The organism is Yersinia sp. 2553 StPb PI, from assembly GCF_052217105.1.
In the GTDB taxonomy this organism is placed as follows: Bacteria; Pseudomonadota; Gammaproteobacteria; order Enterobacterales; family Enterobacteriaceae; genus Yersinia; species Yersinia enterocolitica_E.
This window is the reverse complement of the sequence record NZ_JAZGPX010000002.1, coordinates 3,221,181-3,235,760: the sequence shown is the minus strand read 5'-3', so window position 1 is coordinate 3,235,760 and position 14,580 is coordinate 3,221,181. Positions and strand designations below refer to the sequence as shown.

The following is a 14,580-nucleotide window of genomic DNA, read 5'->3' as shown; positions in this document are numbered from 1 at the left end:
GATATGACTGATATCTATGTTGATAACAGGTATTTTGATACCCATTCCGATAACAGGTATATATTACCTATCCGACACTCGCGCACTTTCGCATAACCTTCTGTCATGCCGATTAGATCACTGATTTATAAGATAAAACTACTCCGAAGTTAGCTGTTCCATACAATATGTATTTACCTTGGAATGGTGGTGTACCCCGTTAGCATTTCGAGTGCCTCAAATCAACGGTTCGAGTACTGTGCGGTACGCAAAGCAGACGTACTCATCCATCATGCTGGTGAGCCTGTGGTTCTCAGTCTGCCGGTCATTAACCCAGTTATTGACCTCCTCGCTTGATTTTAACTTCAGATTTTCAATCCAGTCAGCAAGACTATTTCCCAGCATCAAATCGTACCAGCACAGCCAGACAAGCTTTAGACGGAGCTCAGTTCCGCTGAACTGTTGAAACAGGCTGGTGAGTTTATTCGCCAGTGAACGTTGTTTTAAGCGGACACATTCAGAAAGCAGGATACCTTCCAGCATCGGATGATGAACGAGCAAATGCTCCTGCGTACATAAACTGACGCTCAGGTCGTCCTCAAGGGATAAGGATGCTGTCGATGCTTTACCGTAAATGATTCGGTGCAGGCATTGCGGAACAATCGCAATAACCGGGTCTTTCCCAGGAAATTGCAGACATCCTACTGTCAGGGCATGGGTGTAATAAATATTCTGATGGCACATACCCTGGCAAACGGCCAGTTTTGTAAAACCCATCAGCCAGGTTTGGTAATATTTATGGAGCTCTTCGTAACGGGATTTATAGTCTTTCATTCAATAATCCTTGGGGCCAAAGGGTATGCAGCCAGAAGCCGCCGATAGCATCGGACAGTGACTCTGACTGTCAGGGAATAGGGTTAATGGGGGGGGTACGGTGTGGGACGAAAAGGAACGGATGCGCTGATGCACGATAACACACTGTATAAATTAGGCTTTATTTGCGCCTCTACAGGCTCCTGCTACGTGATTAAGGGAAAACCCAGGCGTGTATGCCAGCAAGCGCCTACGGTCCTCTGACGGGTCAGTCCCCCACTGATGTTCCGCTGTGAGAGCGTGGTCGCGCGGCACGGTTATAACCTTCAGTCAGCATCGTCAGGTCCTGGTAGGCTTTCTGCTTCGCTGCCAGCCATTGACTCAGTGTGTCAGGAAGCCGTAAGTGCAGCGTATACCACTCACTCATCTCCGACCCTGCATAACCAGTTCACACCAGAACAGCAGTGTCAGGGCCTGCTGAATAGTCGGGGCATGCAACCGGAACATCATCTGTAACTGCTCCGCCAGCGTCCCTTTCTCCAAACGATAACATTCGTTGAGTAGCACACCGGAGAGTAGGGGCCAATCGGTCTGTTTGGTTATCTTAGGGGCAGCGGCACACGCGTCTACGCCAGGTGAGTGCGTTATCTGAAGCAGGCACTGCGGAATGACGATAACGATGCCCTCGGGGGTGAGGCAGGATGTCAACGCCAGCCGGTGCCATTGAGTGAGATCCTGCTGACACAAACCGTGCCAAAGGCTGATGCGGGTGAAATCATCAAGCCAGGTTTGATAATGGTTGAGTATCGGAGACGTGTTTTGCATGTTGGGTCCTTGAATGTCAGATTTTAGGTCGCCGTAACCCTCCGCATTGAGCGGATAGTGAAAATACGATTTTGAATGGGGTCACTGGGTGGAGTAGGGCTTACCGGCGGGACTGCGTTATGCGCTCCTGAAGCCAGACTTCGACTTCGCTTTTCAGCCAGCGAGAGCTACGGCCCAGTTTGATAGGTTTGGGGAACACACCATCTTTAATGAGTTTATAGAACCATTTATCGGTTAAACCGGTCAGTTGAGTGATGAATGCCATATTGACGAATTGATCTTCGAGTAGGGTAGGTTTAGTCATCATGATTTGATTCTCCGGTTGTTGTTAAGAGCGCCGGAATCGGAGTGATTTTCGTACTTTGTCCGCTCTGGCATAACAACCGGTGTTTCTGTAAAAAATGAGGAGCTCGGTTCGCTTACCTCAATTTGTCACTTTTAAATCTGTCCTTATCGAGCGTATGAGTGCTGGAGTCTGATTAGGACGCAGTACTTTCAGTCTCAGGAATTAAAGCAGGAAAATTACCGATATTTTTTACAAGTATGTTGATGGGGTAAGTATCTACTAACAATAAAATAATTTATTAAAAATCATCTCTAAGATATGGGTCGTTATTAATTATAATAAACTCAAAAATAACTTGCAGGGATGCTGTATAAATTAGACTCGTCTACTTACATCGACTCAGGATTAGCTCGGGGGATAATATATGGGTTGGAAAGGTTATTGTATTCATGACCTCTATAGCTTAGATGTGGAGATTAACGAAGGGTACTGAATGATTTAGTCCTTGGGCTTCATGGAGGAGTTCACCATGATGTTTATTTTTTTTAATTTTATTAGGGGTGTTTTTTTGTTATTTTTTTATGATATTTAAATTGTATTGTAGGTATCGGTAAGATAATGCTTGGTTTCGGAGTGGATGAAGTTAGTGGTAGGTGTTTTATCAAAAAAATAAAATTGAAAGGCAAAGTTAATTTCATGAGTTTTTTTTAAAAATTACCCATTGAGTGAAATGATTTAAGGTTAGAGAGGGTTTCTTTCTTTACATGCTGGGAAGTTAGAGGTTAGTTTTTTTATACAAAATAGGTCATCAGTTATGATTCGATAGTCACAAAATTCTACGGACCATCTTGAGTGCCAGTAATTGATGAGTGTCAGTATTTTCAGGTAGTAACAATGGAGATGTTTAATAGTCTGGTTTTTCGATAAATGGTGGAATTTAAGTCTGTTGGTATGAAATAAAAATTCTGAGTGTTCCAGTACCATAAAATTAGATTTTAAGCAGCAAGCTGCATTCCTCTCAATGGATTAAAGCAATTGCTATCATCTGATAATACATGAGCGTGACGAAAGCAATGGTATAAAAATAATCAGTGGTTTCTTTACCTCCTTATGTCGCCTGTTTTGTTACATTAATCTCTAGCTGAGCATCAGATAACGTACTAAAAAATGCCTCCTTACTTGCAAAAATAGACCGACTAGACAGAGTTTACATCAAGATATTGACATGAGAGTATCTACGCAAGAAACTACGTTAATGTCTACGTAGAGTTAATGGTGATTTTGATGGTAAAAATTATACCTTGCATGTATGAGAAGCGGCTTTCATTAATGGTTTTATATCTGGTTGGAAAGAGCGCCCACTTATCAGAGAATGATTTGGATATATTAATTAGTAAAGTTATGAATGGTGATTCAGTCGAGGGGAACTTACTTAATTTAGTCAATGATAAAGGAGGTTTGACAAACAATTTTCCTGAGAAAAAACTGGAGTTTTTTAAAATCCAGGCAAAAGATACATTGATACCTGAAGGTGAGCTTGCGTGGTTTAACAACCCTAGAGCGTTATCTTATGTTTTCGATATGCTTCATTTTGAATATCGGATGCTTTATAACAAAGAGGTTAATTTCTTTGACATTGTGTTGCCGGTTGGAGTTTTTAAGGAAAATGAAGATCGGATTATTCACGAAGCTGCTTTAAGGTTAATTGATAGGCTATGTGCAGCATCAAATAAACAACATATCCAATTATTACTTAATGAGCGAAAGCAAGTATGGGAAAGAATTCAAAGCAAATTCAAAAATCCATTTTGGTTTCCATCTGACAGATATAGCTCGCATTATGATTCTGATTATCGATGGCTATTATCATATTTTGAAAAAATTAAAATCACGGAAAAAAGTGTTGACATTTATAAGAAAAACCTCCCGCATTTAGTAATATTTTCATTGTTTGATCGGTGGGTTTCCAAACATACTGATTCTGAGGTTGAGCTGTTTATCATTAAACTCAAGAAGGCGTGGGGGCAAAAAAAATTTAGAGATGGTGTTAAAGATAAAAAGGTATTGAACACTTACATTGGCAAGGAGAGTAAAAAACAACTGGATTATCTTGTCAGAAAAAATAAAAGAAAAATAAATGAAGAGTTAGAGGTTCTCATCCATGATGCTTACATGAAAGCAATCATTAAATATTAACTGGCTATATTTAAAAGAATCTCAGATAGATATTATCCCCATGACCATTTCCCTTAAGCCCGCCAGAGTCTTTATGATTCTGGCGGGCTTTCTTTTTGTTGTCTGAGGTAGTTTCATGAATAAAGGTGAAGGCATTCATCGGATGGCGCAGTCTGTTAGTGTACTGCCGGATGCAGTTAAAGCGCACATCTTATTACACGTTTGCAGGCTTGGTGATTATGAGCCGGTGATTGGTCTTATGGGAAAAACGGGCTCCGGAAAATCATCATTGTGTAATGCTCTTTTTGCGAGTGACATTACGCCAGTCAATGATGTTATAGCCTGTACTCGTGAACCACTCCGTTTTCGCCTACGTATGGGGCGGCATAGTATGGTACTAGTTGACCTACCTGGCGTAGGTGAAAGCGCTGCGCGCGACCATGAGTATGCAGCATTGTATCAGCGCCTTTTACCGCGCATGAATCTTATACTCTGGGTAATCAAAGCTGATGACCGGGCTTTGTCGGTCGATGAACAATTTTACCGAGATGTCATCGGTGCTCATCGCGACAAGGTGTTATTTGTCGTCAACCAGGCTGATAAACTTGAGCCTTGCCATGAATGGGATAACGCAAGTCAAACACTATCCCCTCTTCAGAAAGTCAATCTCAGCCATAAATTACGCGATATCCGCTCTCAGTTTTCGCCTAACAATCCTGTCTGTGCAATTTCCGCGAAGCATGGATGGGGGCTAAGTCAAATGGTGGATAACCTGATGCGAGCTTTGCCCGCGAAAGCCAGTAGCCCTTTTCAAACCCAACTAAACGATAACCTCAGAAGTCATTCTGTCAAAGAGAGTGCGCGCGCAGACTTTGGCAAATCTGTAGGGGGTGTGCTTGATAAAGCGGCCATGCTGCCATTTATACCTGAAACTGTCAGAGCACTTATTCTCGGCGTGCGTGACACGGTGGTTTCAGTCGCCCGAGCCATATGGGACTTTTTCTTCTGAATTAACAATACCTCTCATCTCCCAATTTCAAAGGCCTGTTGCTCACGCAGCAGGCTTTTTTTATTTCATTTTGAATGACAACGAAGGAGTACTTATGGCCCGTTTATCTTCCCGATTTGGCTCTGCCAACATAATTCGCCGTGACCGTCCCTTAACTCGCGATGAATTATTTAGCGCCGTTCCCAGCATATTCAGCGAGGAAAAACATGCATCACGCAGTAACCGTTATACCTATATCCCTACAATTACCCTCCTCGACAACTTGCAGAAAGAAGGTTTTCAGCCGTTCTTTGCCTGTCAGACAAGGGTTCGTGATCCCGAGAAGCGCGAGCATACCAAGCACATGCTGCGCCTGCGTCGCGAGGGGCAGATAACGGGTAAACAGGTTCCTGAAATCATTCTTCTGAATTCGCACGATGGTTCAAGCAGTTACCAAATGCTGCGAGGGTTATTCCGCTTTGTCTGCCAGAACGGGCTGGTGTGCGGCGAAACGGTTGGTGAGGTGCGTGTACCACATAAAGGCGACGTCGTTGGAAAGGTCATCGAAGGCGCGTATGAGGTGCTGGGTATATTTGATCGTGTTGAAGAAAAACGTGAGGTCATGCAGTCATTAATGTTACCTCCACCAGCGCAACACGCGTTGGCAACAGCTGCCATCACTTACCGTTTTGGAGAGGACCACCAGCCGGTGAGTGCTGCACAGGCTCTGTCTCCTCGCCGCTGGGAAGATAAGTCTAATGACCTTTGGACGACTTATCAGCGGATCCAGGAGAACTTAATCAAAGGCGGTCTTAACGGGCGAAATGTAAAAGGTAAACCAGCCCGCACTCGTGCTGTTAACGGTATTGATGGGGATCTGAAGCTGAATAGAGCGCTTTGGGTGATGGCGGAGACTATGCTGGAACATACGCAAGGTCGTTTACCGATTTAAGTATTTGGCACTCCGGACACACCTTGTCCGATATGGGTAACGATAATCCCGCAGATGACCACGAGGAATCCGCTACCAACTCGCCCTGTATCTGGGTTCCCGTAGAAATAAAAATATTTTCCGGTGTGTCCATATCCTGTCCGCCCCCCTCGTTAAAATAATCACACCATTTTTCAGCCAGTTAACTTTCTACGGAGACCATGCAATGCCACAGCCTGAACGTCGCTATGATCGGCTGGCCGTGAGGTTGTCACTGATTATCAGCCGTCTGCTAAACGGTGAAACACTGAGCGTACGCATACTGGCGGTAGAGTTCGGAGTATCGGTACGTACACTTCGCCGGGATTTTCGAGAGCGATTGATGTACCTAGATTTGGAATATAAAAATGGTCTGTGTCGCCTGGTGCCAGGGAGCCACACTTCCTCAGCCGAGCGTGACGTACTCCACTTCGCCCGCCAAACGGGCGTCTCGGTGGTATTCCCGGTGCTTGATAGCCGTTTAGTGAACCTACTAATGAACAGCCGCGATGACTCACCATGCATTATTTACCAGACCCCATTACGAAGTGTGGCCGCCCCTTCTGAATGTTTTCATCTTTTAACGCGAGCAATAACAGAGCGGGCGCTAGTGACGCTTTTTTGTGGAGGACGGCAGTATGAGCGCTTAGCCCCTTATCGACTTATCTGTCTGGACGGTATTTGGTATCTGGTTTGTGAGTATCGCGGATATCTAAACGTATTCCTGGCTATTGAGATCACCGAGGTCAAGTTTCTTAAAGAGTCATTTTCCCGCCGCGATGATCTGAGCCGTCTCACCGCAGGTAGTGACTTCATTACTGCACTCCCACATTTCCGTTTCATCCATGACGTTTTGAAGGAATTCAATAGTCAAAAATCGGCTTAAAGATTAATGCGTTATCTCATCGTTTCATTTATACCAGACAACACATCCATTCTCAGGAGTGACAGATGAATACAACATTGAATAAGAAGTTGATAGTACTCGGGAGCCTGCTTTTAGCATTTAACGCACAGGCTTACAACGTCGTGGGGTCGGTAAAAGCCTGGTCGGATATGAGGCAAAGTGGATGGAAATCGGCAGATGGGTTTACCGATGAGCAATTAGGCATGCCACTTTATAAAGCTAGTGTCATTGAGAACTATCCCTGGACGGATCACTTTTTCATCAGAACCGGATGGCAGGGAAACTTTTTCCTGGCGGACAAGAGAAGTAAGACTATTAAATTAGTTAAGGCTCCCAACGATAAACCCGCTGATTTGACCGTAGTATATCAGGGAGAAGATACGGGGAAAGGATGCTATTTCAGCATCGTCGACTCACAAGCGGGGCAGAATCTTTCGAGGGAGTATAACGAGCAGGTTGCGCCAAAAATTTTAACGACCATTGCCGATAAGTGCATCAATAAAAAGCAACTGGCTGAGATCAAAGCCAAAGAATCATCTGACGACAGGCTGCTTAAACAATGGGTCGCGAAAGAGACACTCAATGAGCTATGCCGAAAGAAAGGGAATTGCTGACGCCATCTGGACTATCGTGTGCTTTCAAAATCAGGATTGTAGAAAATAAGGACGAATGGATGAGAATGCGACAATACGTTTTATCGGCATCACTTTGCTTACTCGCATCTCCTGCACTGGCTATTCCCAATATGTGGAGTAGCGGCTTCGGGCAGGGCAATGCGGAATACACCATCACCAGCACGGATAATGTTGCCTTCACGATCAACTGCACCGGCAATCCCGACAAGGATGGAATACTTGAGCATGGTGTAGCTGTCACGTTAGCCAATGGCACGACTGTATATCCTGGGGATCAAGATCCTAATATTGTTGTTGTAATGAATGACCAGCAGTATTGGATCCCATCCTCTCTAGGGTGGCGAAATGCAGATAATGCATGGGTATCGTTCATTGGAGATATTGCGAAGGCTCAGAGTTTCGATGTTTACATCAATGATAAGAAGGTGAGCACTTATCTGGTTAACCTGAAAAATGCCCAAAAGGTACTTCCACAAGAGGGGGAATGTACTGAAATTTATTACCGATAAAGAACGCCGAATTATCAACCCATTCTTTTATTAACCCCTGCCGCTTATGCGACAGGGGTTTTTCATTTTAAGGATCAGCTAAGGCTGTACAGCTAATGCTAGCCGCTGCAATAGCCCCATCAAAAAGCATTCACTCTCAGGCCATGCCTCCTTCGGGACGCATGGCCTTTTCCTTTTATGTCACTCTAATAAGGATTTAATCATGAAATTAGCCAGCCGCTTTGGAGCAGTTAACCTTGTACGCCGCGATAGGCCATTAACCCGTGATGAACTTGCGCACTTTGTTCCCAGCGTATTCAGCGAAGAGAAACACGAGTCGCGCAGTGAACGATATACGTATATCCCTACCATTTCACTTTTAGACAACCTGCAGCGTGAAGGCTTCCAGCCGTTCTTTGCCTGTCAAACCCGCGTACGTGACCCAAACAAACGCGAGCATACCAAGCATATGCTTCGCCTGCGCCGCGAGGGACAGATCACGGGTAAGCAGGTTCCTGAAATTATTCTGCTTAACAGTCACGATGGTTCGAGCAGTTACCAGATGTTGCCGGGATTATTTCGTTCAGTTTGCCAGAACGGCCTGATTTGCGGTGAGAGTTTTGGGGAAGTACGTGTGCCACATAAAGGAAACGTGGTGGAGAAGGTTATCGAAGGGGCGTACGAAGTGCTGGGGATATTTGACCGGGTGGAGGAGAAACGCGACGCCATGCAATCTCTGTTGTTACCGCCACCGGCACAGCAGGCGCTGGCAAAGGCTGCGCTAACCTATCGCTTTGGCGAAGAGCATCAGCCGGTGACCGAATCACAAATTCTCAGTGCTCGCCGATGGCAGGATGAAAGTACCGATCTCTGGACCACTTATCAGCGTATCCAGGAAAACCTGATTAAAGGTGGACTATCGGGGCGAACGACCAAAGGCAAGCTTGCGCACACCCGTGCTGTCAAAGGTATCGATGGCGATGTGAAGCTGAACCGGGCCCTTTGGGTCATGGCAGAAAACATGCTGGAGCTGGCCTCCTGATCTTCATCCTATCTATTTCTATTCACCTACTGAAATCCCGTTAAAGCCGCTATCTCACCGGATAGCGGCTTTGCTTTTAATGGAGTTATCAAGGTACTGGACCACGTGATTATCGGTCACGGTGAATCGATATCGTTTGCCGAACGCGGCTGGCTGTGAGGGGTGGCGATGACAGATGCCCTGTCTGACAGTGAAAAAGTCCACGGTCGCCTCATTGCTGATGACGATCTCTGTGCCGAGTGCTATTACCTCATCCATTACCCTGGCCGTTTATCGCTGTGCAGTCGATTAATCGGCGAAGAGCGTTGGCCCTGCGCCATCAGTGCGGACAACGACACGCTTTACTGTGAACGTTTTACCGACTATCGGGGATAGCGATATTACCCGGACGACGAGCCTCCTTTCCTACAACCTCTCAAGGAATACTTACATGATGCTGCCACTCACCCTGGTCACCCAGCCGACTGTCGCCCCAGCGGGTCCGCAATGGGGGCTGGTGCACAATATCACCCCGTGCTTCGGTGCCCGCCTGGTACAGGAAGGCAATCGGCTGCATTTTCTGGCTGACCGGGCAAGCTTCAACGGTGTATTCAGCGCCGACGACGCCCTGCGGCTCGACCAGGCATTTCCGCTGATAATGAAACAACTAGAACTGGCATTACTCTCCGGTGAGCTTGATCCCCGCCACCAGCGCAGTGTTACGTTGAACCATAATGGCCTGACTTGTGACGCTGATACCCTCGGGTCGCATGGCTACGTCTATATCATTATTTATCTAACACCTTCAGTGGCAGCATAACCCCCCCATTTATCATTAGGTTACCTCAACGCCCTCACAGTCCTTTTCCTTTCAAATTACGAGATAATAACTATGCAAACGTTACCCGTATCCCCGGCGGGGGAGGCCCAGCATTGCCCGTCACCCGTGGTCTTCTGGAAACAACTTCTGACGTACCTGTTTGAGCGCCATTACGGCCTGACGCTTAATGACACCCCGTTCCACTATGAGTCAGTTATTCAGGAACATATCGAATCCGGCATTTCGTTGAAAGATGCCGTGAATTTTGTGGTCGAGCGCTATGGCCTGCTGCGCATTGATCGCAGTGGTTTTTCCTTTAATGAGCCGTCACCGTTCATTAATTTTACCGATATTCTTCGAGCCAGACGAGCAACCGGACTGATGAATACGTAAATTTTCCGAGCCTCCTTCCTGATTTTACACCCGAACTTTCTCTTATTTCTACTCGCCGCATAATGCGCCAGCCATTCCCGGCTGGCGTGTTTGCTTTTGTGCATGGAAAACTAATTATGCAGACAGAGCCTGAAGTACTCACTGACCATACTGAACTCATCTGCTCGACCAATATCGAGCGGATCGTTTCCGGGCGTAACGCAGCGCTGGGACAGACTGAAGCCCTTATCTGCCAGCTTGAAGGCATCTCGGCAACCACCAGCAGCATTGGCGGTGGAATTGCAAGAGACTGGGCCATGCGACAAGACTTTCGCTGTGGCTGCTGGCTTATGGAGAAAGCAGAAACGGCAATGAAGGTGATTACCTGCAATCTTGATCGCGGTATATGGCGAGATTTGATGAAAAAATCGGGAATGCTCAGTTTGATGGACGCTCAGGCAAGGGACCAGTGGAACAAAAGCCTTGAGGGGGAGAATATTCCTGCCATCAGTGAAGCCAACATACTCAGTACCTTTGAGCAGTTGCATCAGAGCAAAGATGAGGTATTTGAGCGAGGAGTCATCAATGTTTTTAAAGGACTGTCCTGGGATTATAAAACCAATAGCCCCTGCAGCTTTGGAAAGAAAATCATCATCAACAATCTGGTGACTCACAATCGCTGGGGCTACAGTCTGAGTGGTGGCTGGCGGCGAGATCAGTTGGCCGATTTGGAAAGGATGCTATTTCTGCTGGACGGAAAATCCATTCCGGACAATCGTGGTGATATATCTACCCGGTTGATGGATCACATCAGTCTTCAGAAAGCATCACAACTCTATGAAGATGATTATTTCAATATTAGATATTTCCAGAAGGGTACCGGGCACTTGACGTTTAAGCGCCCAGAGCTAATCGACAAGATGAATGACATCATTGCGAAACACTACTCCGGAATGTTAGCGCAAAGCATCTAATCCAGGCATTTCTAAAATCTGTTTTTCTTCAGAAAAATCACGTAAAATCTCAAAACCGAAAATTCACTAACTCATTGATTTAATTTTGTTTTATGTAAAAATCAATTGAGTATATAAGTGAGTATACACGGTAGTGGTTTCTTAATTTATTTACTTATAATTCAGATGGTTGAAATTGATTGGCGAGTCCGGCCTTCGCACCATTAGTATGTAAAGAGACGTCTACGAGCGTCTTTTGTATATCTATAACCCAGCCCCCACGGGGCTTTCTCTCTTTTCAGTCCACCGATGTCAATCTGAGTTACCCCACATCAACCTGCTTGTGTATATGTAGGTTCGATAATGTTTATACTGCCGAGCTTGAAGCTAAAGCTTATAAGCCCACAGATGGCGACGTTATGGTTATGGTTGAAGGAATGCATAGAGAGGTAGATGAGCCATTAAGAACGTAGCTCTGTACGTGCGGCTTATATCCATAAAGCTGAGCGATCCAATGGGGGCTGATTATTTAGATGCCAACCGGGAACGGATGATTAGGCCGTTTGATTTTGCCAAGAAAAATGACCTGTAAAGATCACCGATGGCGGATAATTCTGATTAGTCAGCTGGTTAGCCATCGACAAAAGGGGCGTTAGCCCCAGTAGTTAATTAAGACGGAACTTATTTACGATCTTTATTCGCTTGTGCTAATACAGAGGCTGCTAGCTGCTTTGTCAATGCACAGGAATTTGGGTTATCAAGTGCAACCGATGCTTTATGTTCCATTTCTCCACTTGTCTGATTTGGTGTTCCTCGTTGGGAGAGAGCAGAACCAGCAAGGCTTTTCTGGATTGCAGAAGCGTTAGGGTCATTTAAAGTCTTCGCAGCAACGGAAGCTACATTGCCAGATGTTTGTTTTGTATTTTTACTCATGGCCTGAATCCTTATAAGAGAAGTATTGATGTAGCATATATGGTATCTTGTTTTTATATAGACACAATATATGGTGTTAATCCTAATATTTAGTGGTTAATTTTTCAATAGTAACTCAGACGGTTTACTGGACTAAATTACAGTTAGTAGAATGTTCAGTATTTTATGTTGAAAATATGACTTAAAATGATGTTATTTGGATTTGTTAACTACTTTATTGAGATGAGCGCACAGACTTGAATGTTTGGAGTCATAATTTAAATCTATGAAATGTGATGATCTAATTGATCCTGGATTATGCAAAATAATTGAGCTATAAATTAAATGTCAGTAAATTATTCATATCTAATACTGACATAGCGTTTAACAGCTTCGACCATCTGGGTTCCCGCTGTAGGTTCTCCAGTCCTTGTCCAATATCGCGTAAATATAACAGCTCTCCAGGCAGGGAGGGAAGGTTATAATACAGAAAATAATACACTAGCTATTAATATAAAATAATATGAGCGTGACGCAAAAATCTTCTTAGTCAATATATTGGATATATGAATATAAAAATAGTGTGCGCATTATGTTTATATAAACGTTACTTATAGTGTATTTTGTAGTGAGAGTACGATAATTAAAGTAGGGGTAATTGAATAATAAATGGTGTTAAAAAGAAATAAAGTAAATTAAATTACATTTAATTCATTATTTAATATGGCTCTGATCTTTATTCTCATGGAAGAGAGATTGTAAATCCGATGGTCGGTCGGCGGTCAACTCTTCCGACTTGCGACAATACAGAAATATTTATGCTGGACTGGTACTGAAACACGGTATTGAGTGCAGACTTACTGTTGGGGATCTCTCGACAAGCTTGAGCTCAAGCTCATAGTGAGTGGTAAATAAAAACGGAACGGCCAGTTTTTGACTAGGTAGACGGTAAATGAGCATATTAAGCAATAAAATTTATGGATTTTGGGGAGGATGAGCGGCCCCCCTTTGGCAAGTTAGCCTTGCTCTACAGGTGGAGCCGTGAGTTATTGATAGGTTTCCCCGATAAAGCCCTGGTGAGGCGAAATCAGTATTTGCAGACAGAGCAGGCCAAACAGATAACATTCACGAGATAAGTTGGTATTTTTTAGCTCTGTCACATTAAATATAAACACTTAACGCCATTGTGGGAACGGGTGAAAACCACTCTTGTAACACTTTAAGAAAAGTGATATTAAAATCAGTTGGAGTTTATTAATTTGATTGCAATTTGAATTATTAATATAGGAAGGTATGTTACGAAAATGAATATTAACGTCACGGATACGCCAAACCCACAAGACGAAGAGTATGTCATTGATAGTCTTTGGGCTCACAATAATAAAACTGAAGCTGTAGACATTCATCCGCTATTCTTAACGGTTACCAACGACAACGGCAAAATTGTAGCAGGATTGGTTGCCAGAACCTGGTGGGGTGGGCTTGAGGTCCAGTATCTTTGGGTCAGTGATGAATATCGTAAAAGTGGCTATGGTCGCCAATTAATGGAAAAAGCAGAAGAAGAAGCCATAAAACGCGGTTGTCATATGGCTTATGTAGATACTTTCGATTTCCAGGCCAGAGGTTTTTATGAAAAGTTAGGCTATCGTGTCTATGGCGATTTAGGTGGATATGCCAAAAAACATACTCGGCACTATCTGGCAAAAGAAATTTAACCGGTTTTAATCGGCGAGGTCGTAATGGATTTGCCCGATAAAAATAATGAAATTTATTTCAAGGGCCTTATTGCCATGATGGAGCACCTCAGTGAGCCATGGGGCATTAAAGATCTCAATTCCCGCCATATCTATATGAACAAGGCAGCCTATCTTTATACCAATACACCATTGAACTTTGAGATAGAGGGGAAGCTGGACGATGAGTTTCCTGCTAACTGGGCTGAATTTTCTCCCGAGTTTATGGAGCATGATAAGAGAACCGAAGAGTCACAAGATCGGGTTACTGTCATAGAAACACATTATTGGTATGGTAAAGATACTCTGACCCCCTTTATCAGTGAAAAACTGCCTATTTATAATGATAAAAAAGAAGTCATTGGTGTTATGTGGAGTGCCAAACCGCTTAATACGTTATCTCCACTCAAATACATAAACCAACAAAAACCAAGCGTCCTGACCACCGAAATTAATAGTAAGACTTTTACCCGCGCTGAGCTTGACGTTATATTTTTAATGTTGCAAAGACTTTCTGTTAAAGAGATCGCTAAGATATATAACATCAGCACTAAAACAATAGAAAACAGAATATATACTATTTATCAAAAATCTGATGTCCACACGTTGCAACAGTTTGAGGAGTTCTGCAAATTTGCACATTTGGATAATTATATTCCGGATCGACTGGTAGCAAAAGGAATCCAGTTTATCTGAACTACAA

General features: G+C 44.1%; 19 protein-coding genes and 1 pseudogene. 14 read left to right on the top strand and 6 right to left on the bottom strand.

Annotation, left to right across the window (positions count from 1 at the left end; all coding sequences use genetic code 11):
- Positions 1-216: 216 nt before the first annotated feature.
- The 4 genes from V2A84_RS16300 to V2A84_RS16285 form a co-directional block, all read right to left on the bottom strand.
- Positions 217-813, bottom strand: coding sequence for a hypothetical protein (locus V2A84_RS16300; protein WP_167311676.1), 597 nt, complete (start codon positions 811-813; stop codon positions 217-219).
- A gap of 247 nt (positions 814-1,060) precedes the next feature.
- Positions 1,061-1,219: a hypothetical protein gene (locus tag V2A84_RS16295; protein ID WP_442848970.1), complete on the bottom strand. Its 159-nt coding sequence runs from the start codon at positions 1,217-1,219 to the stop codon at positions 1,061-1,063.
- Positions 1,216-1,617 carry a secretoglobin family protein gene (locus V2A84_RS16290; RefSeq protein WP_442848969.1) on the bottom strand — a complete coding sequence of 134 codons (402 nt, stop codon included), beginning with the start codon at positions 1,615-1,617 and terminating at the stop codon, positions 1,216-1,218. The genes V2A84_RS16295 and V2A84_RS16290 overlap by 4 nt, the downstream gene beginning before the upstream one ends.
- Before the next feature lie 100 nt (positions 1,618-1,717).
- Complete coding sequence (locus tag V2A84_RS16285) at positions 1,718-1,924, bottom strand: helix-turn-helix transcriptional regulator (protein WP_442848968.1); 207 nt, start codon at positions 1,922-1,924, stop codon at positions 1,718-1,720.
- Positions 1,925-3,187: 1,263 nt separating this feature from the next.
- Here V2A84_RS16285 and V2A84_RS16280 point away from each other — a divergent pair.
- The 12 genes and pseudogenes from V2A84_RS16280 (at position 3,188) to V2A84_RS16225 (ending at position 11,253) form a co-directional block, all read left to right on the top strand.
- Positions 3,188-4,099, top strand: a complete 912-nt coding sequence (locus tag V2A84_RS16280) for a hypothetical protein (RefSeq protein WP_442848967.1) — start codon at positions 3,188-3,190, stop codon at positions 4,097-4,099.
- A 115-nt stretch (positions 4,100-4,214) separates the two neighbouring features.
- Positions 4,215-5,087 (top strand): GTPase family protein, encoded by an 873-nt coding sequence (locus V2A84_RS16275; RefSeq protein ID WP_442848966.1) that lies wholly within the window; start codon positions 4,215-4,217, stop codon positions 5,085-5,087.
- Between the two features lie 94 nt (positions 5,088-5,181).
- Positions 5,182-6,018, top strand: coding sequence for a DUF932 domain-containing protein (locus V2A84_RS16270; RefSeq protein ID WP_442848965.1), 837 nt, complete (start codon positions 5,182-5,184; stop codon positions 6,016-6,018).
- Between the two features lie 205 nt (positions 6,019-6,223).
- Positions 6,224-6,922, top strand: a complete 699-nt coding sequence (locus tag V2A84_RS16265) for a DeoR family transcriptional regulator (RefSeq protein ID WP_050085530.1) — start codon at positions 6,224-6,226, stop codon at positions 6,920-6,922.
- Between the two features lie 65 nt (positions 6,923-6,987).
- Positions 6,988-7,557 (top strand): hypothetical protein, encoded by a 570-nt coding sequence (locus tag V2A84_RS16260; RefSeq protein WP_442848964.1) that lies wholly within the window; start codon positions 6,988-6,990, stop codon positions 7,555-7,557.
- Positions 7,558-7,616: 59 nt separating this feature from the next.
- The gene (locus V2A84_RS16255) at positions 7,617-8,087 is read left to right on the top strand and encodes a hypothetical protein (protein ID WP_442848963.1); all 471 of its coding nucleotides are present in this window, start codon (positions 7,617-7,619) and stop codon (positions 8,085-8,087) included.
- 199 nt (positions 8,088-8,286) lie between these two features.
- Entirely contained in the window at positions 8,287-9,108 is an 822-nt protein-coding gene (locus V2A84_RS16250; protein ID WP_442849140.1) for a DUF932 domain-containing protein, read from the top strand.
- Between the two features lie 67 nt (positions 9,109-9,175).
- A pseudogene (locus V2A84_RS16245) lies at positions 9,176-9,267 on the top strand (JAB domain-containing protein); the annotation flags it as partial.
- 9 nt (positions 9,268-9,276) lie between these two features.
- Complete coding sequence (locus V2A84_RS16240; RefSeq protein WP_213051426.1) at positions 9,277-9,483, top strand: hypothetical protein; 207 nt, start codon at positions 9,277-9,279, stop codon at positions 9,481-9,483.
- A gap of 58 nt (positions 9,484-9,541) precedes the next feature.
- Complete coding sequence (locus V2A84_RS16235; RefSeq protein WP_442849139.1) at positions 9,542-9,907, top strand: type IV toxin-antitoxin system YeeU family antitoxin; 366 nt, start codon at positions 9,542-9,544, stop codon at positions 9,905-9,907.
- A 72-nt stretch (positions 9,908-9,979) separates the two neighbouring features.
- A complete protein-coding gene (locus V2A84_RS16230) occupies positions 9,980-10,300 on the top strand; it encodes a TA system toxin CbtA family protein (protein ID WP_442848962.1) in 321 nt (106 codons plus the stop codon).
- Positions 10,301-10,416: 116 nt separating this feature from the next.
- On the top strand, positions 10,417-11,253 hold the full coding sequence (locus tag V2A84_RS16225; RefSeq protein WP_442848961.1) for a DUF4942 domain-containing protein: 837 nt from the start codon (positions 10,417-10,419) through the stop codon (positions 11,251-11,253).
- A 660-nt stretch (positions 11,254-11,913) separates the two neighbouring features.
- Here V2A84_RS16225 and V2A84_RS16220 read toward each other — a convergent pair.
- Together V2A84_RS16220 and V2A84_RS16215 are read right to left on the bottom strand one after the other, a co-directional pair.
- Positions 11,914-12,165 (bottom strand): hypothetical protein, encoded by a 252-nt coding sequence (locus tag V2A84_RS16220; protein WP_372557899.1) that lies wholly within the window; start codon positions 12,163-12,165, stop codon positions 11,914-11,916.
- Between the two features lie 313 nt (positions 12,166-12,478).
- The gene (locus V2A84_RS16215; RefSeq protein ID WP_193784737.1) at positions 12,479-12,646 is read right to left on the bottom strand and encodes a POTRA domain-containing protein; all 168 of its coding nucleotides are present in this window, start codon (positions 12,644-12,646) and stop codon (positions 12,479-12,481) included.
- An 802-nt stretch (positions 12,647-13,448) separates the two neighbouring features.
- Between V2A84_RS16215 and V2A84_RS16210 the strand changes: the two genes are divergently transcribed.
- Entirely contained in the window at positions 13,449-13,859 is a 411-nt protein-coding gene (locus tag V2A84_RS16210; protein WP_083160793.1) for a GNAT family N-acetyltransferase, read from the top strand.
- Positions 13,860-13,883: 24 nt separating this feature from the next.
- Positions 13,884-14,573, top strand: a complete 690-nt coding sequence (locus tag V2A84_RS16205) for a helix-turn-helix transcriptional regulator (RefSeq protein WP_083160791.1) — start codon at positions 13,884-13,886, stop codon at positions 14,571-14,573.
- Positions 14,574-14,580: the final 7 nt, after the last annotated feature.

Coding starts and splice junctions, on each gene's coding strand:
- V2A84_RS16300 (WP_167311676.1), bottom strand. CDS start 813: ATGAAAGACTATAAATCCCGTTACGAAGAGCTCCATAAATATTACCAA.
- V2A84_RS16295 (WP_442848970.1), bottom strand. CDS start 1,219: ATGAGTGAGTGGTATACGCTGCACTTACGGCTTCCTGACACACTGAGT.
- V2A84_RS16290 (WP_442848969.1), bottom strand. CDS start 1,617: ATGCAAAACACGTCTCCGATACTCAACCATTATCAAACCTGGCTTGAT.
- V2A84_RS16285 (WP_442848968.1), bottom strand. CDS start 1,924: ATGATGACTAAACCTACCCTACTCGAAGATCAATTCGTCAATATGGCA.
- V2A84_RS16280 (WP_442848967.1), top strand. CDS start 3,188: ATGGTAAAAATTATACCTTGCATGTATGAGAAGCGGCTTTCATTAATG.
- V2A84_RS16275 (WP_442848966.1), top strand. CDS start 4,215: ATGAATAAAGGTGAAGGCATTCATCGGATGGCGCAGTCTGTTAGTGTA.
- V2A84_RS16270 (WP_442848965.1), top strand. CDS start 5,182: ATGGCCCGTTTATCTTCCCGATTTGGCTCTGCCAACATAATTCGCCGT.
- V2A84_RS16265 (WP_050085530.1), top strand. CDS start 6,224: ATGCCACAGCCTGAACGTCGCTATGATCGGCTGGCCGTGAGGTTGTCA.
- V2A84_RS16260 (WP_442848964.1), top strand. CDS start 6,988: ATGAATACAACATTGAATAAGAAGTTGATAGTACTCGGGAGCCTGCTT.
- V2A84_RS16255 (WP_442848963.1), top strand. CDS start 7,617: ATGAGAATGCGACAATACGTTTTATCGGCATCACTTTGCTTACTCGCA.
- V2A84_RS16240 (WP_213051426.1), top strand. CDS start 9,277: ATGACAGATGCCCTGTCTGACAGTGAAAAAGTCCACGGTCGCCTCATT.
- V2A84_RS16235 (WP_442849139.1), top strand. CDS start 9,542: ATGCTGCCACTCACCCTGGTCACCCAGCCGACTGTCGCCCCAGCGGGT.
- V2A84_RS16230 (WP_442848962.1), top strand. CDS start 9,980: ATGCAAACGTTACCCGTATCCCCGGCGGGGGAGGCCCAGCATTGCCCG.
- V2A84_RS16225 (WP_442848961.1), top strand. CDS start 10,417: ATGCAGACAGAGCCTGAAGTACTCACTGACCATACTGAACTCATCTGC.
- V2A84_RS16220 (WP_372557899.1), bottom strand. CDS start 12,165: ATGAGTAAAAATACAAAACAAACATCTGGCAATGTAGCTTCCGTTGCT.
- V2A84_RS16210 (WP_083160793.1), top strand. CDS start 13,449: ATGAATATTAACGTCACGGATACGCCAAACCCACAAGACGAAGAGTAT.
- V2A84_RS16205 (WP_083160791.1), top strand. CDS start 13,884: ATGGATTTGCCCGATAAAAATAATGAAATTTATTTCAAGGGCCTTATT.